General features: G+C 63.2%; 21 protein-coding genes. 10 read left to right on the top strand and 11 right to left on the bottom strand.

The window, feature by feature from the left end; genetic code table 11:
- Positions 1-87: 87 nt before the first annotated feature.
- Together tmk and mltG are read right to left on the bottom strand one after the other, a co-directional pair.
- Positions 88-708, bottom strand: coding sequence for a dTMP kinase (gene tmk, locus P3T25_RS08935; RefSeq protein ID WP_408304771.1), 621 nt, complete (start codon positions 706-708; stop codon positions 88-90).
- Positions 708-1,718: an endolytic transglycosylase MltG gene (gene mltG, locus P3T25_RS08930; protein WP_429357916.1), complete on the bottom strand. Its 1,011-nt coding sequence runs from the start codon at positions 1,716-1,718 to the stop codon at positions 708-710. The genes tmk and mltG overlap by 1 nt, the downstream gene beginning before the upstream one ends.
- A 78-nt stretch (positions 1,719-1,796) precedes the next feature.
- Here mltG and P3T25_RS08925 point away from each other — a divergent pair, with 78 nt between their 5' ends.
- Genes P3T25_RS08925 through P3T25_RS08915 form a run of 3 tightly spaced genes read left to right on the top strand, consistent with a single transcriptional unit; the run spans position 1,797 to position 4,040 of the window.
- The gene (locus tag P3T25_RS08925; RefSeq protein WP_429357915.1) at positions 1,797-2,894 is read left to right on the top strand and encodes a YgfZ/GcvT domain-containing protein; all 1,098 of its coding nucleotides are present in this window, start codon (positions 1,797-1,799) and stop codon (positions 2,892-2,894) included.
- A 45-nt stretch (positions 2,895-2,939) separates the two neighbouring features.
- Positions 2,940-3,152 (top strand): AbrB/MazE/SpoVT family DNA-binding domain-containing protein, encoded by a 213-nt coding sequence (locus tag P3T25_RS08920; RefSeq protein WP_171925708.1) that lies wholly within the window; start codon positions 2,940-2,942, stop codon positions 3,150-3,152.
- Positions 3,153-3,176: 24 nt separating this feature from the next.
- Positions 3,177-4,040 (top strand): NRDE family protein, encoded by an 864-nt coding sequence (locus P3T25_RS08915; protein ID WP_171925709.1) that lies wholly within the window; start codon positions 3,177-3,179, stop codon positions 4,038-4,040.
- A 102-nt stretch (positions 4,041-4,142) separates the two neighbouring features.
- On the opposite strand, the gene P3T25_RS08910 is transcribed toward P3T25_RS08915, so the two are convergent.
- The 6 genes from P3T25_RS08910 to P3T25_RS08885 all read right to left on the bottom strand — a co-directional run bounded on the left by P3T25_RS08910 (position 4,143) and on the right by P3T25_RS08885 (position 9,671).
- Positions 4,143-5,102 carry an alpha/beta hydrolase gene (locus tag P3T25_RS08910; protein ID WP_171925710.1) on the bottom strand — a complete coding sequence of 320 codons (960 nt, stop codon included), beginning with the start codon at positions 5,100-5,102 and terminating at the stop codon, positions 4,143-4,145.
- 60 nt (positions 5,103-5,162) lie between these two features.
- Complete coding sequence (locus tag P3T25_RS08905) at positions 5,163-6,050, bottom strand: SDR family oxidoreductase (protein WP_154559254.1); 888 nt, start codon at positions 6,048-6,050, stop codon at positions 5,163-5,165.
- A gap of 118 nt (positions 6,051-6,168) precedes the next feature.
- Positions 6,169-7,167, bottom strand: coding sequence for an NADP-dependent oxidoreductase (locus P3T25_RS08900; protein ID WP_429357914.1), 999 nt, complete (start codon positions 7,165-7,167; stop codon positions 6,169-6,171).
- A 114-nt stretch (positions 7,168-7,281) separates the two neighbouring features.
- On the bottom strand, positions 7,282-7,767 hold the full coding sequence (locus P3T25_RS08895) for a PaaI family thioesterase (protein WP_154559252.1): 486 nt from the start codon (positions 7,765-7,767) through the stop codon (positions 7,282-7,284).
- A gap of 8 nt (positions 7,768-7,775) precedes the next feature.
- Positions 7,776-8,078 carry a Dabb family protein gene (locus tag P3T25_RS08890; protein WP_171925713.1) on the bottom strand — a complete coding sequence of 101 codons (303 nt, stop codon included), beginning with the start codon at positions 8,076-8,078 and terminating at the stop codon, positions 7,776-7,778.
- A 63-nt stretch (positions 8,079-8,141) separates the two neighbouring features.
- Positions 8,142-9,671, bottom strand: coding sequence for a PLP-dependent aminotransferase family protein (locus tag P3T25_RS08885; protein ID WP_429357913.1), 1,530 nt, complete (start codon positions 9,669-9,671; stop codon positions 8,142-8,144).
- A gap of 178 nt (positions 9,672-9,849) precedes the next feature.
- On the opposite strand from P3T25_RS08885, the gene P3T25_RS08880 reads away from it, so the two are divergent.
- Both P3T25_RS08880 and P3T25_RS08875 read left to right on the top strand, forming a co-directional pair.
- On the top strand, positions 9,850-10,227 hold the full coding sequence (locus P3T25_RS08880; protein WP_429357912.1) for a hypothetical protein: 378 nt from the start codon (positions 9,850-9,852) through the stop codon (positions 10,225-10,227).
- A 70-nt stretch (positions 10,228-10,297) separates the two neighbouring features.
- Positions 10,298-10,816: an LEA type 2 family protein gene (locus tag P3T25_RS08875; protein WP_154559328.1), complete on the top strand. Its 519-nt coding sequence runs from the start codon at positions 10,298-10,300 to the stop codon at positions 10,814-10,816.
- Between the two features lie 168 nt (positions 10,817-10,984).
- On the opposite strand, the gene P3T25_RS08870 is transcribed toward P3T25_RS08875, so the two are convergent.
- The 3 genes from P3T25_RS08870 to P3T25_RS08860 all read right to left on the bottom strand — a co-directional run bounded on the left by P3T25_RS08870 (position 10,985) and on the right by P3T25_RS08860 (position 16,318).
- Positions 10,985-12,163 (bottom strand): acetyl-CoA C-acyltransferase, encoded by a 1,179-nt coding sequence (locus tag P3T25_RS08870; protein ID WP_429357911.1) that lies wholly within the window; start codon positions 12,161-12,163, stop codon positions 10,985-10,987.
- Between the two features lie 242 nt (positions 12,164-12,405).
- Positions 12,406-14,490, bottom strand: coding sequence for a 3-hydroxyacyl-CoA dehydrogenase NAD-binding domain-containing protein (locus P3T25_RS08865; RefSeq protein ID WP_429357910.1), 2,085 nt, complete (start codon positions 14,488-14,490; stop codon positions 12,406-12,408).
- A 142-nt stretch (positions 14,491-14,632) separates the two neighbouring features.
- Entirely contained in the window at positions 14,633-16,318 is a 1,686-nt protein-coding gene (locus tag P3T25_RS08860) for a 3-(methylthio)propionyl-CoA ligase (protein WP_429357909.1), read from the bottom strand.
- Between the two features lie 265 nt (positions 16,319-16,583).
- Here P3T25_RS08860 and P3T25_RS08855 point away from each other — a divergent pair, with 265 nt between their 5' ends.
- The 5 genes from P3T25_RS08855 to P3T25_RS08835 all read left to right on the top strand — a co-directional run bounded on the left by P3T25_RS08855 (position 16,584) and on the right by P3T25_RS08835 (position 20,503).
- Positions 16,584-18,140, top strand: coding sequence for a protein adenylyltransferase SelO (locus P3T25_RS08855; RefSeq protein WP_429357908.1), 1,557 nt, complete (start codon positions 16,584-16,586; stop codon positions 18,138-18,140).
- 38 nt (positions 18,141-18,178) lie between these two features.
- Entirely contained in the window at positions 18,179-18,601 is a 423-nt protein-coding gene (gene msrB, locus P3T25_RS08850; protein ID WP_054042679.1) for a peptide-methionine (R)-S-oxide reductase MsrB, read from the top strand.
- Positions 18,602-18,865: 264 nt separating this feature from the next.
- Positions 18,866-19,396, top strand: a complete 531-nt coding sequence (locus P3T25_RS08845; protein ID WP_154559244.1) for a septation protein A — start codon at positions 18,866-18,868, stop codon at positions 19,394-19,396.
- A 1-nt stretch (position 19,397) separates the two neighbouring features.
- The gene (locus P3T25_RS08840; RefSeq protein ID WP_054042675.1) at positions 19,398-19,712 is read left to right on the top strand and encodes a BolA family protein; all 315 of its coding nucleotides are present in this window, start codon (positions 19,398-19,400) and stop codon (positions 19,710-19,712) included.
- Between the two features lie 11 nt (positions 19,713-19,723).
- Positions 19,724-20,503 (top strand): peptidylprolyl isomerase, encoded by a 780-nt coding sequence (locus tag P3T25_RS08835; protein ID WP_429357907.1) that lies wholly within the window; start codon positions 19,724-19,726, stop codon positions 20,501-20,503.
- Positions 20,504-20,510: the final 7 nt, after the last annotated feature.

Genomic DNA, 20,510 nt, shown 5'->3' with positions numbered 1-20,510 from the left:
CTTTTAAATCAATCGGTTGACGACGTTTCATGAGGCATCACGCGAACTTTGTCAACCGTCATAACTCAGGATTATATTCTTTTAAAATCAAAGAACTGCGATCAATTCTTCAAGTTTCTTCTGAATTCGCACGATGGTCTGCGAAGAGTCAATGATAGCGAACCGGTACGGCGCTTCTTCCGCGCGGCGCAGATATTCGGCACGGGTGCGGTTGAAAAATGCCTCCGACTCGCTTTCGAACCGATCCGGATCGCGCGCGGCGCTGCGCCGTTCGCTTGCGACCTCCGGCGTCAGATCGAACAGCACCGTCAGGTCCGGCTGAAAACCGCCCTGCACCCAGCGCTCCAGCGTTTCCAGCTTGTCGCGCGGCAGGCCGCGGCCGCCGCCCTGGTAGGCAAAGGTCGCGTCCGTGAAGCGGTCGGACAGCACCCAGTCGCCGCGCGCCAGCGCCGGCTCGATCACCTCGGCCAGATGCTGGCGGCGCAGCGCGAACATCAGCAATGCCTCGGTTTCGAGATCCATCTTCTGATGCAGGACGATTTCGCGGATCTGTTCGCCAAGCGGCGTGCCGCCCGGCTCGCGCGTCATCACGACCGAGCGACCGGTGCTCGCGACTTTCTCTTCGAGGCGTTCGCGAAACCAGCCCAGGTGGGTGGTCTTGCCGGCACCGTCGATGCCCTCAAACGTTATGAATTTGCCCCGCGCCATCATTGCCCTCGAATGTATTTGTCCACGGCCTTGTTGTGATCGCCGAGGGTGTCAGAAAAGATACTGCTGCCGTCGCCGCGCGAAACGAAATACAGCGCGGTGGACTGCGCCGGGTTCATCGCCGCCTGCAGCGATGCGACACCGGGCAGCGAGATGGGTGTTGGCGGAAGCCCCATCCGGGTGTAGGTATTGTAGGGAGTGTCGGTCTGCAGGTCTTTCTTCCTGATGCGGCCCGTGTAGCTGTCGCCCATGCCGTAGATCACGGTGGGGTCGGTTTGCAGCGGCATGCCCACGCGCAGACGGTTCGCGAACACGGCCGCCACCATCGGCCGGTCCGATTTCTTGCCGGTTTCCTTTTCGATGATCGACGCCATCGTCAGCGCATCGTACGGCGTCTTGTACGGCAGGTTCGGCGAACGCGCGGTCCACGCTTCGTCCAGACGCAACCGCATCAGCCGGTACGCGCGACGGTACACGTCCAGATCGCTGGTGTTCTTGTCGAACAGATAGGTGTCCGGGAAAAACAGCCCCTCGCCGTTGCCGAGCGACGCTTCCGGCGCGTTGATCGCGCTCATCAGATCGGTGTCGCTCATGCCGATCGTGTCGTGCTTGAGCGCCGGATTGGCGTCCAGCTCGGCGCGCATGCGCTTGAAGGTCCACCCTTCGATAATGGTCGCCACATATTCGTTGACGTCGCCGCGGGCGATTTTTTGCAGCACTTCGTACGGCGTGATGCCCGTCTTGAACTCGTAGTTGCCCGATTTCAGATCGCTTTGCAGACCGAGCAGCCGCGTCATGATGATGAACAGTTCAGGCTCGACCGGCACGCCGCCGCGGTTGAGCTGCAGCGTGACGCTGCGCAAGCTGCTGTGCGGCTTGACGGTGACATCGAGTTGCGCGGGGGTCAAATCGAGTGGGCTGGTGGCCCAGTGATATCCGCCTGCGATTGCGGCTGCGGCCAGCACAATGACGATTGAGCCGGCGACGAAACATTTCTTCAGAAGGGACATGCGAAACGTGGCTGGGTTGGACCTCATATAATACTTGTTTGCCTTAGCTAAAGTCAGAATTGACTGTTCCCGGAATCCATGAACACACCGCTCGCTACCGCTTCAGGCACGCCTTCAGTTGCGCCCGCAGTTGCTCACACGGGCACTGCCGCCACGGCACAGGCTTCCGCACCCGTCGGACTTCCTGTTTTGCCGCGCCCCGCTGCTGACGAATTCGACGCTGTCATCGGGCAAGGCGCCTACATGCCGCTGACGCAATTCGGCGTGATCGACGCAACCGGTGACGACGCGGCGAGCTTCCTGCACGGCCAATTGACCAACGACACCCAGCATCTCGACGCCGCCAATGCGCGCCTTGCGGGCTATTGCTCGGCCAAGGGCCGGCTGCTGGCGTCGTTCCTGACGTGGCGCACCGGCGAGACGATCCGTTTGCTGGTGTCGAAGGACGTGCAGGCCGCCGTGCAGAAACGACTGTCCATGTTCGTTCTGCGCGCCAAGGCCAAGCTGGTTGATGCGAGCGGCGAACTGGCGGTGGTGGGTCTGGCGGGCGACGTGCGCAAAGCGCTTTCCGGTGTGTTCGATGCGCTGCCCGACGGCGTGCACGTTCAGGTGGACAGCACGGCGGGATCGCTGATTCGCGTTCCGGACGCGCTCGGCCGCTTGCGCTATCTGTGGGTCGGCCCGAAGGCCGCGGTCGAGGCGCGCCTGCCCTTGCTCGACGAAAAGCTCAAGCGCGTGTCGCCGGCGGTATGGGATTGGCTCGACATTTGCGCGGGCGAGCCGCGCATCACGCAACCGGTGGTCGAGCAGTTCGTGCCGCAGATGGTCAACTTCGACGTGCTCGGCGCGGTCAATTTCCGCAAAGGCTGCTATCCGGGTCAGGAAGTGGTGGCGCGCAGCCAGTATCGCGGCACGATCAAGCGGCGCACCTCGCTCGCGAACGTGGCGGGCGAACTGGAGACGGTCAGGGCCGGAGCCGAACTTTTCCATTCGAACGATCCGGGCCAGCCGTGCGGGATGGTGGTGAATGCGGCGTCGGCGCCGGAGGGTGGTGTCGACGTGCTGGTGGAGATCAAGCTGGCGGCGCTCGAAGGCGGCACGGTGCATCTGGGCGCGGCGGAGGGTCCGGCGCTGACGTTCCTGGCGTTGCCGTATGGGTTGCCGACTGAGGTCTGATTCGGTCAAGTTCGACACGTGTCAGTTAAATCCATAGGAAGCGCCATGAAGGTTTTGAAATGGGGCGATAGCCTCGCTATCCGTTTGCCCGCCGACATGGTGCAGTCGCTGCAACTGCGCGAAGGCGACACTGTCGACGTGATCGCCGCTGACGCGCAGCCTCAAGGTGTGGGCGATTCCAAGCGGGATTCCTACCTCGCGTGCCTCCGTCAATTTCGCGGCAAACTTCCTGCAGACTTCAAATTCTGCCGCTCTTAAGCCCCCACCGGGAGACACCACCCGATGTGCCTGATCGTCTTCGACTGGCGACCCGATGCGGTCGACGGACCGCTTCTCACGCTCGCCGCGAATCGCGACGAGTTCTTCCGCCGCACCGCCGAGCCGATCAACTGGTGGCATGACGCGCCGACCGTGCTGGCCGGCCGCGATCTGGTGGGTGGCGGTACGTGGCTCGGGATGTCGCGCGATGGCCGCTTCGCCGCGCTGACCAATTACCGCGCGCCGCATGAAATGCGCGCCGATGCGCCGACCCGCGGCACGCTTGTGAGCGACTGGCTCACTGGCTCCGCAAAAGGCTCGGACAACGGGGCGCACGAAACGCCGCTCGACTATCTGCAACACGTCGCGCAAACCGGCGATATCTACAACGGCTTCAATCTGCTCGTCGGCGACTGGACGCGCCGCGAGCTCGGCTGGTACTGCAACCGGTCGAACACCGCACCCACACTGCTCGAGTCCGGCACGCACGGCATCTCGAACGCGGTGCTCGATACCGCCTGGCCGAAGCTGGTTAAAAAGCGCGCGGAACTGGGCGCCATGCTCACGCGCGACGCGATGCCGCCGCTCGAGCGCCTGATCGATCTGATGCGCGATCCGCGTCTCGCACGCGATGACGAATTGCCGTCCACCGGTATTCCGCTTGAACGGGAGCGGGCGTTGTCGGCTGCGTTTATCGAAACGCCGGAATACGGCACGCGCGGTACGACCGCGGTGCGCGTGGTGGCGCATGGCGAGGTGATCAGCGTAGCGGCCGCCGAACGCAGCGACGATAACGGCTCGCATCGGATCGTACGGCCCGGCGATTTCGAGCGAAGCTTCGCGTTCAATGTTGAACGCGAGATCGCCTCACGAACGTTTGGCGACTAGCCCGGCCATTCACTGCCTGACGATCACTTAATGACCGCCTCGCCATGGTGCAGTCGGGTGATCAATCGCACGATCTCCCAGACGGCCTATGCAGAGCGCAGACTACTCCACACCGAACGCCACCCGCAAAGCCGCGGCGGCATCCGCATGTGCCTCTGCGACGTCAGGCACGTAGCCACCCATCTTGAAGAACTCGTGAATCATGCCCGGGTAGCGTTTTAGCGCAACCCGGTTGCCCGCTGCGCGTAGTTTCTCCGCATACGCGTCGCCTTCGTCGCTTAAAGGATCGTATTCGGCGGTCGCGATCCATGCCGGTGCAAGGCCGCTGAAATCAGGCGCGCCGCGCGTCCCGTCGAGCGGCGCGAAACGCCAGTCGTCGCGGTCGCTTTTATCTCGCACGTATTGGTCGAAGAACCATTGAATCGTGTCGCCCGACAGCAGGAAGCCATCGGCGAGGCGCGAGTGCGAATCGGTTTGCTGATAGCCCGTGGCGCCCGGATAAATCAACAATTGCAGCACGAGCTTGATGCCCGCATCGCGTGCCAACACCGCGCACACCGTTGCCAGCGTGCCGCCCGCGCTATCGCCGCCCACCGCCAGCCGCTCCGCATCGATGCCGTACTCCGCGGCATGCGCGTGCAGCCAGGTCAACGCATCGAATGCGTCTTCAACGGCGGTGGGAAATTTGTACTCGGGTGCGAGCCGGTAATCGACCGACAGCACCGTGCAACGTCCGTCGCGCGCGAACATCCGGCACAACGCATCGTGCGTAGCGACGCTGCCGACCGTAAAGCCCCCGCCGTGGTAATACACCAACGCCGGCGCAGGCTCGGCCCAGCTCGGCTCGACAGGTTGATAAAGCCGCGCACGAATCGTCGCGCCGTCGCGTGTCGGCACGCGCAGGTCTTCTATCGCGAACATTGGCGCGCTCGCGATCTCCAGGATCGGCGCGCTTTTTTCGTAGGACGCGCGCGCCTGTTGCGGAGTCAACTCGTGAAGTTGCGGGCGTTTCGCGCGCGCGATCATGTCGAGCACCTGCTCGATTTTCGGGTTCAGCGGCATTGGGCGTCGAGTGGCGCGTGGGCGGCGAAGGTTAGTGGATCAAAAGTGGGGAAACAGCACCTAGCTCGCGTTCTTCACTTCGGGCTTCAGCGACATCGGATCAGTCGGATTGCGCAACTGCTCGATGTCCTCGTGACGCAGCTTCACCGTCGCCATGATGCCCGGATGCGTGACGATGTAGAAACGCCGCGCAGCGATCGCTTCGAACGTGATGTCGGCGACGTCGGCTGCGGTCAGCTTGCCCGATTGCACCGCGCGTTGCAGTTGCTTGCCGGCGGCGATCTGCGAGCGGGTCGGCCTGCTATCGTTGCGCAAATCCGCGGGCCGCGCGCGTTCCGCGTCGGCGATGCCGGTCGGCACGAAGGCCGGACACAACAATGAACAGCCGACTGCACCGCCCTCCGTATGCCCGGCTTGCGCCAACTGCAGGTCGTGATAAAGCGTCTCCGTCAACGACACGACGGCGTGCTTCGAGGCGTTGTAGATGCCCATCGCGGGCGGCGACAACAAGCCCGCCACCGACGCCGTGTTGACGATATGCGCGGGTTCGTTCTGCCGCAGCATGATCGGCGTGAAGGCGCGCACGCCGTGCGCGACGCCCATCACGTTGACGTTGAACACCCACGCCCAGTCGTTCGCCGTGCTTTCCCAGAGGAAGCCGCCCGAGCCCACGCCCGCATTGTTAAAGAGCAGATGGACTTTACCGAAGGCGTCGAGCGCCGCTTGCGCGAGCGCTTCGACCTGGGCGGCATCGGACACGTCGGTCGGCACGCCAATCGCCTCCGCACCGCCGGCGCGCAATGCGTCGACGGTTTGCGCGAGCGCCTCGGGATTCACGTCGGCGAGCACGAGCTTCATGCCGAGCGACGCGCCCTTCTCCGCGAACGCCCGGCCGAAACCGCTTGCCGCACCGGTGATCACCGCCACCTTGCCTTCGAATTCGAACATCCTTCCTCTCCTGAATTTAGCGGTCGGGGATTATCCGCTGGGAACCGTCTCAGCCGATATGTTTATCGGCCGAGTCTCACCGACATCTACCGCATGCGCGGCTCGACAGCTGCCGCGCTCAGATTAGCCTGACGAGTTGCTTGCCGAAGTTCTTGCCCTTCAGGAGACCGATAAACGCTTCAGGCGCGGCATCGAGCCCTTGCGCGATGGTCTCGCGATATTGCAGCTTCTTCTGCGCGACCAGCGTGCCGAGCTGCTTGAGCGCTTCGGGCCACACATCCATATGCTCGCTGACGATGAAGCCCTGCACCAGCAACCGCTGCGTGAGCATCAGCGACGGATGCTTGAGCGGCATCGGCTGGCCGTCGTAGCCCGCGATAAACCCGCACAACGCGATGCGGCCGAACGCGTTCATGCGCGCGAGCGTCACGTCGAGCACTTCGCCGCCGACGTTCTCGAAGTAACCGTCGACACCATTCGGCGTCACAGCTTTGAGCTCCTGATACAGATTGCCGGCCTTGTAGTCGACACAGGCGTCGAAGCCGAGGGTCTCGACCACATAGCGGCACTTGTCCGCGCCGCCCGCGATGCCGACCGCGCGCGCACCGGCCAGCTTGGCCAGTTGCCCGACCACGCTGCCCACGGCTCCGCTCGCCGCGCTAACCACCACCGTCTCGCCTGCTTTCGGCACGATAATTTTGTTCAGGCCGTACCAGGCCGTCACGCCGGGCATACCGACCGGGCCAAGATACGCCGACAGCGGCACATGCGTATCGTCGACTTTCTGCACGCCCGCACCATTCGAGGTGCCGTACTCCTGCCAGCCGAACATCGCAACAACCTTATCGCCGACTGCGAACTTCGGATTCTTCGACTCCACCACTTCGCCCACCGTGCCGCCGATCATCACTTCGTTCAGCGGCTGCGGCGCTGCGTACGACTTGCTGTCGTTCATCCGGCCGCGCATGTACGGGTCGAGCGACAGGAAGTGATTGCGCACGCGGAATTCGCCATCGGCAAGCGGCGCCAGCGGCGTTTCGACAAGCTTGAAGTTATCGGGCGTAACCGCGCCTTGCGGACGCGAAGCCAGCACGAGTTGACGGTTGATTTGGGGCATGACGATCGTCTCCATGAGTTACCGATGTGATCGGCGAATAGTTCGAACCAACAGCGTCTGCAAAAGAGGGGGCAGCGCGCGCGGCACTCGACACGCACGCTATTCATCCGGTGATTAACCGTCGCTTGGGCCGGGTTTCGCCGAAGGATCGCTGCGCAGACGCTGTTGCGTCACGTCGCGGCCCACGGCGAGGCGCCGCATATATTTGAACGTGCCGAGTGCTTTGGCGACGAAGTGGCCTTCGCTGTCGCGGATCTCGCCTTCGCAATAGGCCATGGTGGTCGAGCGGTGCAGCACGCGGCCGGTGGCGCGCAATTCGCCGCGACCCGGTTGCATGAAGTTGACCTTCATCTCGACGGTGACCACGCCGACGCCGTCGCCGGCCAGACTGCGCGCGGCCATCGCAAGCGCGACGTCGGCGAGCGTCATGGTCACGCCGCCATGCGCGACATCCCACGTATTCATGTGATCGGGTTGCAGCGGCAACACGACCTCGCTGGCGCCATCCGCCGCCGAGACGAGTTGCGCGCCGAGCCGGTCGACGAACGGGCTTTCGGGCAGCGTCGCGCTGCTCGCTTTAGATGAGGATGAGTCGGTCATTGCGGATTTCAGATTTCGTAGTCGACACATTCACGCGATTCGCGCACCGCACCGACGAAGCCTTTCAGCGCCTGGTGCGTCGGATGGACCTGGTAGGCGTCGAGCGCGGCTTTGTCGGTGAAGTCCGACACCAGCACGATGTCGTAGGTCGATTCGAGGCCCGGTGCCGCGATGCCGACTTCGAGCTTGAGCATGCCCGGAACAATGTCGCGGCAGCCTTCGAGTTTTTCCTTCAGCTTCAGGACGTTTTCGGCACGCGAGGCACCTTCTGCAGTTTCCTTGAGCTTCCACATCACAATATGACGGATCACGGGATCACCTTCTTCGATTCAGTTCGTTGGGCCGGGACTTAGCACAGCAGGAAATCATAACCGCTACGGCGTTCGCGCATGCGCTACCCTCCGCGCCGCCAGACGCCCTAACCTGCGCACCGCGTCATCGGCCTGATCGAGATCCGTACTCGGGCAACTCAGGCGAATGAAATGATCGAAGCGCCCTGCGTTCGAAAACACCGTGCCCGGCATCACGCGAATACCTTCGTCCAAAGCCGCATCGAAAAAAGCAGCCGATGACACGTCACGCGGCAGCTCGATCCAGAAAAACATGCCTCCGCCCGGCGGCGTGAAGCGCGTGCCCTCGGGAAACGATGCGGCGATAGCAGCGGCCATCCGTTCGCGCTGAATCCGCAGACGGTCGCGCAAACGCCGCAGATGCCGTTCATACGCATTCGTTTCCAGAAATTCGGCGAGCACGACTTGCGACAACTGCTCGTTATGGCGCGACTGCGCGAACTTCAGCATGCCGATGCGCGGATGCCAGCGTCCGCCGTTGATCCAGCCGACCCGCATGCCCGGAGCGAGCGTTTTGTTGAACGACGTGCAATGGATCACCGTGCCGTCGGTATCCCAGGCCTTCAACGATCTGGGCGGCTGCCCGGTGTCGGCGAGTTCGCGGTAGGGATCGTCTTCGATCAGCGGAATGCCCGCTCGCGCGCAAAGTTCGACGAGCCGTGCTTTGTGCGCATCGGGCATCACGCTGCCGAGCGGGTTCTGCAGATTCGGCACGACCACGACCGCCTTGATGTCGGGATGCGTTTGCAGCGCGAACGCCAACGCTTCGATGGCAATACCGGTAGTCGGACTGGCCGGAATTTCGAGCGCGCGCAGGCCTAGGCTTTCCAGCACCTGCAGCAAGCCGAAGAAGCACGGCGATTCCACCGCGACCGTGTCGCCCGGCTGCGTGACCGCGCGCAAGGCCAGGTTCACCGCCTCGATGCCGCCGTGGGTCATGATCACGTCGTCCGCGCCGATCTGGATGCCGGCGTCGAGCGCACGGCGCGCAATGATGGCGCGCAGTTCGGGATCGCCCTGATCGGGTCCGGCCGCGGTCAGCAAGGTCGGCCGTCGGCGCAAGGCGCGCAGCGCGGCCTTCTGCAAAGCGTCGGTGGGATAAAGATCGGGCGATGCGGTCGCGCCGCCGAGGTTCAGCGCGTCGGGATAGCGCTGGAATTTCGACACGATCGCCGAAATCGCCGAATGGATGCCGACGAACTGCGCGGCGCCGGGCACGACCGCAAGGTCGGGCTCGGTTGCCTCGGGCAGCGCTGCGGTTTGACGGGCGCGCACGAAATAACCGGCACGTGGCCGGGCGTCGATCAGCGCGGCGCGTTCCAGTGTTCGATAGCTCTCGGTCGCGGTTGCGAGGCTCACGCCGTGCCGCTGCATGAAGGCGCGCATCGACGGCATGCGATCGCCGGGACGCAGCGCACCGTTATCGATCGCGCGGCGGTATTGGTCGGCCAGTTGGCGGTAGAGGGGGCGGCCATCCGTGGGCCGGCCCACGGATGGCGGCGCGTCCGTGCACGTCGCCGCTTGTGCGTCGGGTATCGAGGTAGAAGTGCTCATGAGCCGATGGTGCGGATAGTTAGGGCGTAGGGACAGATACACATCCGCGAGATTCCAACCGATACAGCATGTTTAAACCCCGCCTTGTACCGGTTCACATTGTCCATTATTGCGTCTGTTTTCACTCGGACGGACTCAATAAGCTGTGTGGCATGAAAACGGTTTAAGGGAATCGGTCATGCCCATCACTCAACCTCGCACGGGTTTGCCTCACGATGCCGCCACCTCGCGCGTTGCCGCCGGTCAGATGGCCGTGCACGATTTGCGCGCACGAACCTCGATCGTGGCCGTCGAAGGCAATCTGCGACTCGACTTCCGCGATCATTCGCTGGCGTGGCTGGGAGACGCCGTTCCAGTCACGTCGATCACGCTGCATGAAGGCGAACGCTATATCACGCCACAGCGCGGCGTCGTGTCGATCAGCACAGCGCATGCGAAATCCGCCGCGTTCGTCGTCGAGCCACGGCGCGCTGAAAACGAGCGGCACCGCTTCATCAGTCAAGCCGTGCGCAAGCTGACGAACCTCGTCAAAACGCAGCTGCAGCGCGTCACCTGAAACGTCTCTGCTGCCGCGGAACACCCCGCTACAATGCATGACCCAACCCGCTTCCTTCGAGGTGCCGGTCATGTTCTTCTTTCGCGTACTGCTGTCCCGCCGTCACGCCCGTCTGGCCGCGATCCTCGCCGTCATCACGCTGACGCTCAACGGCTGCGCCGGTCTGTTCGGCGGCGACCCTTTGCGCGTGAGCGTGGCCGGCATCGAACCGGTCGACGGTCAGGGCCTGGAGATGCGCTTCAATGTCAAACTGCGCGTACAGAATCCCAATGAATCCGCTGTCAACTTCGACGGCGTGTCGCTTGCTCTCGAACTGAACGGCAAGCCGTTCGCCAGCGGTGTCAGCGATCAGAGCGGCACCGTGCCGCGCTTCGGCGAAACGGTCGTCAATGTACCGCTGACGGTGCCCGCCTTCGCCGCGGTTCGCCAGGCGTTCGCCTTCGCAGGCGCCGTGCAAGCGGACTCCGCGCAGTCGGGACAGATTCCGTACATCCTGCGCGGCAAGCTCGCCGGTGGCCTGACAGGCACGACACGCTTCGTCGATCAAGGTACGTTAAGCCTGCCGACGCTCGGTACTGCTTTGCCCTGATGCGGCTCGGTCCGTGCCGCCAGTCGATGCCGGTGATTCTTGCCCGCGGCCGAGGCGAGCCAAACCCACCCGGATAAAAAAACGGGTGCCGTGGATTCAATGCCTGCACGTCACATCGCACCGAACCACACGACACCCGCTTTTAATCAAGCCCGCTCTCGCGCCTGATCAAACCACTTCGAACAGGCCCGCCGCCCCCTGGCCGCCGCCGATGCACATCGTCACGACGACCAGCTTCGCACCGCGCCGCTTGCCTTCGATCAGCGCATGGCCGGTCAAACGCGCGCCCGACACACCATACGGGTGACCCACCGCAATCGCGCCACCGTTCACGTTCAGGCGGTCGTGCGGAATACCGAGCTTGTCGGCGCAATACAGCACCTGCACCGCGAACGCTTCGTTCAGCTCCCACAGGTCGATGTCTTCGACTTTCAGGCCTGCCTGCTTGAGCAGCTTCGGCACCGCGAACACCGGGCCGATACCCATCTCGTCCGGCTCGCAACCGGCCACCGCAAAGCCGCGGAAAATGCCGAGCGGTTGCAGCCCTTCGCGCTCAGCGACCTTCGCGTTCATCACGACGCAAGCCGACGCGCCGTCCGAGAACTGGCTCGCATTGCCCGCGGTGATCACGCCGCCCGGCATCGCGGTACGAATCTTCGACACGCCTTCGAGCGTCGTGTCGGCACGAATGCCTTCGTCGGCGCTGACCGTGACTTCCTTCGTGAAGAGACGCCCGCTCGCTTTGTCGGCGACACCGGTCAGCACCGTCAGCGGCACGATCTCGTCCTTGAACTTGCCGGCTTCGAGTGCAGCCGCGGCACGCTGTTGCGAGCGCACGCCGTATTCGTCCTGACGTTCCTTCGAGATCGAGTAGCGCTTCGCGACGTTCTCGGCGGTCTGCAACATCGACCAGTAGATTTCCGGCTTGTTCTTGCTGAGCCAGCCTTCGGTCAGCATGTGGTGGTTCATCTCGTTCTGCACGCACGAGATCGATTCCACGCCACCCGCGACGAACACATCGCCCTCACCGGCGATCACGCGTTGCGCGGCCAGTGCGATGGTTTGCAAACCCGACGAACAGAAACGGTTCACCGTCATGCCCGGCACGCTAACCGGCAAACCGGCGCGCAGTGCGATCTGGCGCGCGATGTTCATGCCCGTCGCGCCCTCCGGATTCGCGCAGCCCATGATCACGTCTTCGATGCGCGCCGGGTCCAGCTTCGCGCGCTCGACAGCGGCCTGTGTCGCATGGCCGCCTAGCGTCGCGCCGTGCGTCATGTTGAAACCACCGCGCCATGATTTGGCGAGGCCCGTACGGGCGGTCGATACGATTACGGCGTCAGTCATATGTCTCTCCTATGTCGACCCGAGTTAGCGCTTCAGCGCTTACTCGGGTCCCATGCAAAGCGGTCGACCCGAGTTGGCGCTTTAGCTGTCGACCCGAGTTGGCGCTTTAGCGCTTACTCGGGTCCCATGCAAAGCTCTTACTCGGGTCCCATGCAAGTTGGCTGGTGATGGTGGGCGCGCTGGCGGATCGCTCAGTCGCCCCACTTCATTCATTTCACTCATTTCGCCTGAGCGGCGGCGCTTCAGCCGTTGAACCCACGGCCCTTGGCCGCGAGCTCCGCGATGCTCGGCGCCAATTGCCAGGCGTCGCCATTCGGGCGCGATGCATAGCGGCGAATCGCGCGCTCGACGTTGTAGAGGCCGACCGTATCCGCGTACAGCATCGGACCGCCGCGATAGAGCGGGAAGCCGTAGCCGGTCAGATAAACCATGTCGATATCCGACGCCTTCGACGCAATGCCTTCCTCAAGAATCTTCGCGCCTTCGTTGACGAGCGCGAACACGAGACGCTCGACGATTTCTTCGTCGCTGATCTTGCGGCGCTCGGCGTTGGCTTCCTTCGAGAAGGCCGAGATCATCTCGTCGACCACTTTCGACGGATACGCAGTGCGGTCACCCGCCTTGTAGTCGTACCAGCCGCCACCGGTCTTCTGCCCGAAACGCCCCGTCTCGCACAGACGATCGGCGATCTTCGAGTAGTGCATATCAGGATGTTCCTGATAGCGGCGTTTGCGGATCGCCCAGCCGATGTCGTTACCCGCGAGGTCGCTCATACGGAACGGGCCCATCGCGAAGCCGAACTTCTCGATAGCCTTGTCCACTTGCGCGGGCAGCGCACCTTCTTCGAGCATGAAGAGCGCCTGGCGGATGTACTGCTCGATCATCCGATTGCCAATGAAACCGTCGCACACGCCCGAGACCACCGCGGTCTTCTTGATCTTCTTCGCAAGCTTCATGACGGTGGCGAGCACGTCTTTCGACGTGTCCTTGCCGCGCACCACTTCGAGCAGCTTCATGACGTTGGCCGGGCTGAAGAAGTGCATGCCGACCACGTCCTGTGGACGCAACGTGTACGCGGCGATCTTGTCGACATCCAGCGTCGACGTGTTCGAGGCCAGGATCGCACCGGGCTTCGCCACCTCGTCGAGACGCTTGAACACCTGCTCCTTGACGCCGAGTTCCTCGAACACCGCTTCGACGATCAGGTCAGCGTTTTTCAGGTCGTCGTACGAGAGCGTCGGCGTGATCAAGGCCATACGCTGTTCCAGCGCCTCGGGCTTCAGCTTGCCTTTCTTGACGGTGGCTTCGTAGTTCTTGCGGATCGTGGCGATGCCGCGGTCAAGCGCTTCCTGCTTCGTTTCCAGCAGCGTGACCGGAATGCCCGCGTTGATGAAGTTCATCGCGATGCCGCCACCCATCGTGCCGGCGCCGATCACGGCCACCTGCTTGATGTCGCGCGCCGGCGTGTCTGGCGGCACATCGGGAATCTTGCTCGCGGCGCGTTCGCCGAAGAACGCATGACGCAGCGCGTGGCTTTCCGGCGTCTGCACGAGCGCGATAAAGCATTCGCGTTCGAATGCAAGGCCCTTGTCGAAACCGCTCTGCACGCCCGCTTCCACGGCGTCGATGCACTTCAGCGGCGCCGGGAAATTCTTCGCCATCGCCGCGACCGTATTGCGTGTGAACTGGATGAAACCGGCGGCATTCGGATGCTCGATCTTGCGGTCGCGCACCTTCGGATGCGGGGCCGTTTTCGCGCCGACCTTGCGGGCGAACGCGAGCGCGGCTTCAGCCAGATCGCCTTCCACGACTTCGTCGAACAGGCCTGAGTCGGCGAGCTTCTCCGACATCACCGGCGCGCCGGAGACAATCATGTTGAGCGCGGCTTCAAGGCCGATTGCGCGCGGCAGACGCTGCGTGCCGCCCGCGCCCGGCAGGATGCCGAGCTTCACTTCCGGCAGCGCGATCTGCGCGCCGGGTGCGGCGATGCGGTAGTGCGCGCCGAGCGCCAGTTCCAGCCCGCCGCCCATCGCGACGCTATGAATCGCGGCGATAACCGGCTTGGCGCTGCCCTCGACGGTCTTGATAACCGTATGGAGGGTCGGCTCCTGGGTCGCCTTCGGCGTGTTGAATTCGGTGATGTCGGCGCCGCCCGAAAAGGCTTTGCCGGCGCCCGTCAGCACGATCGCCTTGATGGCCGGATCGTTCTGCGCGCGCTCGATCCCTTCGACGATACCGGCTCGAGTCGATAGGCCGAGACCGTTTACGGGGGGATTGTTCAGCGTGATGACGGCCACGCCGTCATGAGTTGTGTAGTCCACTGCCATCTGCCTGCCTCCGTGCGATGAGGCGGCGCATGGCGCGCCGCCTGTCCGGTTGATCGAGTCGGCTCATTGTCCGACTTTAGCTCCGATTTCCCCGGGGTCAGCAGGCAGAATACACAAAAAAGCACGCTCGTTCAATTTATCGTTAGACGGGGTTTCCCCTGGCAAGCGGAGTCAGGGGGCAATCCTTCTCGTCTTCGAGCGCGGACGGCAGGATGTGGTCGCGGAAAATGTCGCGCAGTTTGAGCTTCTGCAGCTTGCCGGTGGCCGTATGCGGGAGTTCGTCGACGAAGACGACGTCGTCGGGAATCCACCATCTGGCCACCTTGCTGTCGTAGAACGCGAGCAGTTCCTCGCGCGTCACGTCGAAACCCGCCCGTTTGACGATCACCAGCAATGGCCGTTCGGTCCATTTCGGATGCGCGCAGGCGATGCACGCGGCTTCGGCCACCGCCGGGTGCGCGATCGCGACGTTCTCGATGTCGATCGAGCTGATCCACTCGCCGCCCGACTTAATCACGTCTTTCGAGCGATCCGTGATGTGCAGGAAGCTGTCGCGGTCGATGGTGGCAACGTCGCCAGTCGGGAACCAGCCGTCCACCAGCGGCGAATCGTCCTTGCGGAAATAGCGGTCGATCACCCACGGGCCACGCACGTGCAGATCGCCGAACGCCACACCGTCCCACGGCAGATCGCGCCCGTCTTCGCCGACGATCTTCATATCGACGCCGTACAGCACATGACCCTGCTTTTCGAGCAATTTGCGCTGCTCTGCCAGGGGTCGCTGACTCTGTTCCCACGTCAGTTTCGACAAGGTGCCAAGCGGCGACATTTCCGTCATGCCCCATGCATGGATCACCTGTATGCCGTATTCGTCCTCGAAAGCTCGCAGCATGGCTGGCGGACAGGCCGAGCCGCCAATCACCGTGCGATTCAGCGAAGAAAAACGCACCTTGGCTTCGCGCAGATAGTTGAGCAAGCCGAGCCACACGGTCGGCACGCCGGCCGAATACGTGACGCGTTCGTTTTCCATCAATTCATACAGCGATTTGCCGTCGAGATCCTTGCCGGGAAAGACCAGCTTCGCCCCCGTCAGCGGCGCGGAATGCGGAATGCCCCAGGCGTTCACATGGAACATCGGCACGACCGGCAGCACGGAGTCGCGCGCGGACAGACTCATCGCGTCGGGCAGCGCCGCACCGAATGCGTGCAGCACGGTCGAGCGATGCGAATACAGCGCGCCTTTCGGATTGCCGGTGGTGCCGGACGTATAGCAAAGATAGGACGCCTGCCGTTCGTCGATGGCCGGCCAGTCGTAATTGCCGTCCTGCGCTTCCACCAAGGTTTCGTAGCTCTGCACCGGCGTTTGCATCGCCGGCAGATGCGCTTCATCGGCCAGTGCGATCCAGCCGCGCACTTTGGGGCACTGCGGCGCGAGCGCATCGACGAGCGGTGCGAACGTGGTGTCGAACAGCACGTAGGCGTCGTCGGCGTGATTGATGATGTAGGCGATCTGATCGGGGAAGAGGCGCGGATTGATCGTGTGGCACACGGCGCCGAAGCCCGTCGTGCCGTAATACGCTTCCAGATGCCGGTAGCCGTTCCAGGCCAGTGTGGCCACCCGCTCGCCGGGTTTGACGCCGAGCGCGATCAGCGCCTGCGCCAGCTGCTTCGCGCGCTTTTCGCAGTCGCGGTAGGTGTAGCGATGCACGTCGCCTTCGATGCGCCGCGACACGATCTCGGTGTCGCCGAAATGCCGCGCGGCATGCGCGAGCAACGAGGACACGGTGAGCGGCACGTCCATCATCTGGCCAAGCAGCGGCGTCGTCATAAAGAGAGGTCTCCTCGCCTTGTTTGCGTCGTTGGGGTTGTAGCTCGGGGGCCGCGCGCACTCCGCTGCGTCGCGCGCGACGCTTCGGTGGGTCCGCAAGGGACGCTCCGGCCGCTCGCCTTGCGTGCTCTGAAACGGCGCGCAAGCGCTCCGGCAGGAGACGTCCGGCATGCAGGCGCATGTCTGGCCAAACCTCGGACTGAGAGCCGGCCAGCACCGCCGCGGGCGCGGACTTACAATATCGGTTAATCCAGAGGCGCTCAACATGTCGTTTTCCCCAAGCATTGCAGGGTTATCCGGGCCTTTAGCGGCTCTTTCCGACGCACTGATCACCTCGCCCGAAAGCGCATTTGCGCGGCTCGGCAGCGTGTTTCTGACGCGGCTGCCGGCGGCGGCGCTGAGTGCGCCGTACGTGGCCGGGTTCTCCGCAGAGACCGCCGCGTTGCTCGGTTTAGAGCCCGGGCTCCAGAATGATCCGGGCTTCGCCGAACTGTTCTCGGGCAACGCCACGCGCGAATGGCCTTCCGAAGCGCTGCCGTATGCGTCGGTGTATTCAGGGCATCAGTTCGGCGTGTGGGCGGGCCAGCTCGGCGACGGCCGCGCGCTCGGTCTTGGCGAGGTCGAACACAATGGCCAGCGCTTCGAACTGCAGCTCAAAGGCGCGGGCCGCACGCCCTATTCGCGCATGGGCGACGGCCGCGCCGTGCTGCGTTCGTCGATCCGCGAATATCTGTGCTCGGAAGCCATGCATCACCTCGGCATTCCGACCACGCGCGCGTTGTGCGTGATCGGTTCCGACCAGCCGGTGCGCCGCGAGGAAGTCGAGACCGCGGCGGTCGTCACGCGCGTCGCGCCGAGCTTCGTGCGCTTTGGGCACTTCGAACATTTCTATTCGAACGATCGCGTCGATGCACTGCGCGCGCTCGCCGATCATGTGATCGAGCGCTTCTATCCGCATTGCCGCGAAGCCGACGATCCGTATCTTGCGCTGCTGAACGAAGCCGTGAATTCGACCGCCGATCTGATGGTCGAATGGCAAGCCGTGGGCTTCTGCCACGGCGTGATGAATACCGACAACATGTCGATCCTCGGTCTCACGATCGACTACGGCCCGTTCGGTTTCATGGACGGCTTCGACGCCGGCTACATCTGCAATCACTCGGACTCGCAAGGCCGCTACGCGTACAAGATGCAGCCGCAGATTGCGTACTGGAACCTGTTTTGCCTCGCACAAGGGCTGCTGCCGCTGTTGGGCGTCCAGCATGAAGAAAGCGTGCGTGGCGAGAAGGCGATCGAAGACGCGCAGCGCGTGCTCGGCGGCTTCAAGGAGCGGTTCGCGCCGGCGCTGGAAAAACGCATGCGCGCCAAGCTCGGCCTCGAAAGCGAGCGCGATGGTGACGACACGTTGATCAACCGTCTGTTCGAAGTGATGCACGCCAACCGTGCGGATTTCACGCTCACGTTCCGCAATCTGGCGCGGATTTCGAAGCACGATGCGAGCGGCGACGCGCCGGTGCGCGACCTGTTCCTCGACCGCGCCGCATTCGACGCGTGGGTGAACGACTACCGCGCGCGACTGTCCGAAGAAACACGCGACGACGCCGCGCGCGCTATTGCAATGAACCGTCTGAACCCCAAATTCGTACTTCGTAATCATCTGGCAGAAACAGCGATCCGCCGAGCGAAAGAGAAGGACTTCTCCGAGGTGGAACGTTTGGCAGCCGTCCTGCGCCGTCCGTTCGACGAGCAACCGGAAAACGAAGCGTATGCGGGGCTGCCGCCGGATTGGGCCAGCTCGCTGGAAGTGAGTTGCTCTTCGTGACGAGCCCCCAGAACAATCTTGAGACAGGAACCCCGACCATGAACAAGCCCGACGACCTGAACACCGCCGCCCCCGCCGTGCAGAAAGACGACGCCGAGTGGCGCAATCAGCTCTCCGACATTGAATACCAGGTGACGCGCCACGCGGCCACCGAACGCCCCTTCACCGGCCGCTATCACGACCACTGGGACCGCGGCATCTATGACTGCGTCTGCTGCGGCACGCCGCTGTTCGAATCGGACACCAAGTTCGACGCCGGCTGCGGCTGGCCGAGCTACTTCAAGCCGATCAACGGCGAAGTGATCGCCGAGAAAACCGACCGCACGCACGGCATGCTGCGCATCGAAGTGCAGTGCAAGAACTGCGGCGCACATCTGGGCCACGTGTTCGAAGACGGACCGGCGCCGACCGGTCTGCGTTACTGCATCAATTCGGCTGCGTTACAATTCGAGCCCAAGTAACGCAGTGCGGAGTCCGGCGCCCGTTGAATGATGCGTGGCCGGCGTCTGTCATCAGGCGCGCGCCGGCCGCGACACCCTTCATCCGGCTTGCAAACCGGTCAACCCGGCGGTTGACCCGGCGCGGCAATCATGCTTCGAATGGCGCAACGCGCCGTTCCCGGCTGCCGCGGCGGGTTTTAAGCAGCATCCCTGCCACCGGGCGCCCCGCGCCGCGTCCCCAATTCTCCGACTCTCCAACCCACTCTCCGAATTCCCGACCAGATAATGAAATTCCTGTTCGATCTGTTCCCGATCATCCTGTTCTTCGTCGCCTTCAAGATCTGGGGCATTTTCACGGCGACGGCAGTGGCGATCGTCGCCACGCTGGTGCAGATCGCGTGGGTGGCATTCCGCCACCGCAAGGTCGATCCGATGCTGTGGGTGAGCCTCGGCGTCGTCACCGTCTTCGGCGGCGCGACGCTCGTGCTGCACAACGACACGTTCATCAAATGGAAGCCAACCGTGCTGTACTGGGCGTTTTCGGTCGCGCTGATCATCTCGCAACTGGCCTTCAACAAGAACCTGATCGAAGCGATGATGGGCAAGCAGATCACGCTGCCGCACGCGATCTGGGGCAAGCTGAACATCGTCTGGGCGATTTTCTTCGTGCTGCTGGGGCTGGTGAACCTGTTCGTCGCGTACAACTACACGACCGACCAGTGGGTCAATTTCAAGCTGTTCGGCGCCACCGGGTGCCTGGTGGTATTCATCGTCGGACAGAGTTTGTGGCTGTCGAAGTATATGAAGGAAGAATGACATGACGAGCGATGTGTTCATGCACGCCACGACCGCCGAGCGCGCCGCGCTGATCGAGGCGCGCCTCACCGCGGCGCTCGCGCCGGTCGCCTCGATCCGGATCACGGATGACAGCGCGCAGCACGCGGGCCACGCGGGCGCGTCCGCCGGCGGTCATTTTTCTGTCACGATCGTGGCTGCCGCATTCGCCGGGAAAGCCCGCGTGGCGCGGCATCGCATGGTGTATGATGCGCTGGCCGATGCCATGCAGCGCGGCATTCACGCCCTTGCAATCACGGCGTATACGCCCGAAGAATTTGCTTTGTTGCCCCGCTAGGAAACCTTTCGATGACCTTGAAGAAAACCCGCCTTTGGGTATTGCTGGCTGCATTTGCGGCCGCACCTGCATTCGCACAGAACATCGCCGTCGTGAACGGCACGCCGATTCCGAAAGCACGCGCCGACGCGTTGATCGATCAACTGGTTCATCAAGGCCAGCAAAACACGCCTCAACTGCAAATGGCCGTGCGCGAAGAGCTGGTGAACCGCGAGATCCTGATGCAGGAAGCGCTGCGCCGCGGCCTGCCGAATCGTCCGGACATCAAGGCGCAAATCTCCGTCGCGCAACAAACCGTCGTGCTGCGCGCGCTGATCGAAGACTTCGTGAAGAACAACACGCCGACCGACGCCGAAGTCACCGCGCGTTACAACGCGCTGATCAAGGACGCGGGCGGCAAGGAATATCACCTGCACCACATCCTGGTCGACAACGAACAGCAAGCCAAGGATCTGATCGCCAAGATCAAGGCCGGCGCAAGCTTCGAAGACCTTGCCAAGCAATTCTCGAAGGACCCGGGATCGGGCAAGAACGGCGGCGATCTGGACTGGTCGGATCCGAAGGCCTACGTGCCTGAATTCGCGGACGCGGCCACGCATCTGCAGAAAGGCCAGATGACGGACACGCCGGTGCATACGCAATTCGGCTGGCACGTCATCCGTGTCGACGACGTGCGCAACATCGCGCCGCCGCCGCTCGAGCAAGTGCGTCCGCAGATCGTGCAGCAAATCCAGCAGGAAAAGCTGCAGGCGTTCGAAGAAGGCCTGCGTAAGAACGCGAAGATTCAGTAAGCAGTTT

The organism is Paraburkholderia sp. GAS32 (assembly GCF_050434225.1).
GTDB lineage: Bacteria > Pseudomonadota > Gammaproteobacteria > Burkholderiales > Burkholderiaceae > Paraburkholderia > Paraburkholderia madseniana.
Note: the sequence above shows the minus strand (reverse complement) of the source record. Positions and strands in the feature narration are given on the sequence as shown.

What these genes read in the sequence shown, in the direction of transcription:
- P3T25_RS08865 (WP_429357910.1), bottom strand. Translation starts at nt 14,490, where the DNA reads ATGGCAGTGGACTACACAACTCATGACGGCGTGGCCGTCATCACGCTG.
- P3T25_RS08835 (WP_429357907.1), top strand. Translation starts at nt 19,724, where the DNA reads ATGACCTTGAAGAAAACCCGCCTTTGGGTATTGCTGGCTGCATTTGCG.
- P3T25_RS08920 (WP_171925708.1), top strand. Translation starts at nt 2,940, where the DNA reads ATGAAGGTTTTGAAATGGGGCGATAGCCTCGCTATCCGTTTGCCCGCC.
- P3T25_RS08910 (WP_171925710.1), bottom strand. Translation starts at nt 5,102, where the DNA reads ATGCCGCTGAACCCGAAAATCGAGCAGGTGCTCGACATGATCGCGCGC.
- P3T25_RS08855 (WP_429357908.1), top strand. Translation starts at nt 16,584, where the DNA reads ATGTCGTTTTCCCCAAGCATTGCAGGGTTATCCGGGCCTTTAGCGGCT.
- P3T25_RS08900 (WP_429357914.1), bottom strand. Translation starts at nt 7,167, where the DNA reads ATGCCCCAAATCAACCGTCAACTCGTGCTGGCTTCGCGTCCGCAAGGC.
- P3T25_RS08880 (WP_429357912.1), top strand. Translation starts at nt 9,850, where the DNA reads ATGCCCATCACTCAACCTCGCACGGGTTTGCCTCACGATGCCGCCACC.
- P3T25_RS08870 (WP_429357911.1), bottom strand. Translation starts at nt 12,163, where the DNA reads ATGACTGACGCCGTAATCGTATCGACCGCCCGTACGGGCCTCGCCAAA.
- P3T25_RS08905 (WP_154559254.1), bottom strand. Translation starts at nt 6,050, where the DNA reads ATGTTCGAATTCGAAGGCAAGGTGGCGGTGATCACCGGTGCGGCAAGC.
- P3T25_RS08845 (WP_154559244.1), top strand. Translation starts at nt 18,866, where the DNA reads ATGAAATTCCTGTTCGATCTGTTCCCGATCATCCTGTTCTTCGTCGCC.
- P3T25_RS08925 (WP_429357915.1), top strand. Translation starts at nt 1,797, where the DNA reads ATGAACACACCGCTCGCTACCGCTTCAGGCACGCCTTCAGTTGCGCCC.
- P3T25_RS08875 (WP_154559328.1), top strand. Translation starts at nt 10,298, where the DNA reads ATGTTCTTCTTTCGCGTACTGCTGTCCCGCCGTCACGCCCGTCTGGCC.
- P3T25_RS08895 (WP_154559252.1), bottom strand. Translation starts at nt 7,767, where the DNA reads ATGACCGACTCATCCTCATCTAAAGCGAGCAGCGCGACGCTGCCCGAA.
- P3T25_RS08915 (WP_171925709.1), top strand. Translation starts at nt 3,177, where the DNA reads ATGTGCCTGATCGTCTTCGACTGGCGACCCGATGCGGTCGACGGACCG.
- mltG (WP_429357916.1), bottom strand. Translation starts at nt 1,718, where the DNA reads ATGTCCCTTCTGAAGAAATGTTTCGTCGCCGGCTCAATCGTCATTGTG.
- P3T25_RS08860 (WP_429357909.1), bottom strand. Translation starts at nt 16,318, where the DNA reads ATGACGACGCCGCTGCTTGGCCAGATGATGGACGTGCCGCTCACCGTG.
- P3T25_RS08885 (WP_429357913.1), bottom strand. Translation starts at nt 9,671, where the DNA reads ATGAGCACTTCTACCTCGATACCCGACGCACAAGCGGCGACGTGCACG.
- msrB (WP_054042679.1), top strand. Translation starts at nt 18,179, where the DNA reads ATGAACAAGCCCGACGACCTGAACACCGCCGCCCCCGCCGTGCAGAAA.
- P3T25_RS08840 (WP_054042675.1), top strand. Translation starts at nt 19,398, where the DNA reads ATGACGAGCGATGTGTTCATGCACGCCACGACCGCCGAGCGCGCCGCG.
- tmk (WP_408304771.1), bottom strand. Translation starts at nt 708, where the DNA reads ATGGCGCGGGGCAAATTCATAACGTTTGAGGGCATCGACGGTGCCGGC.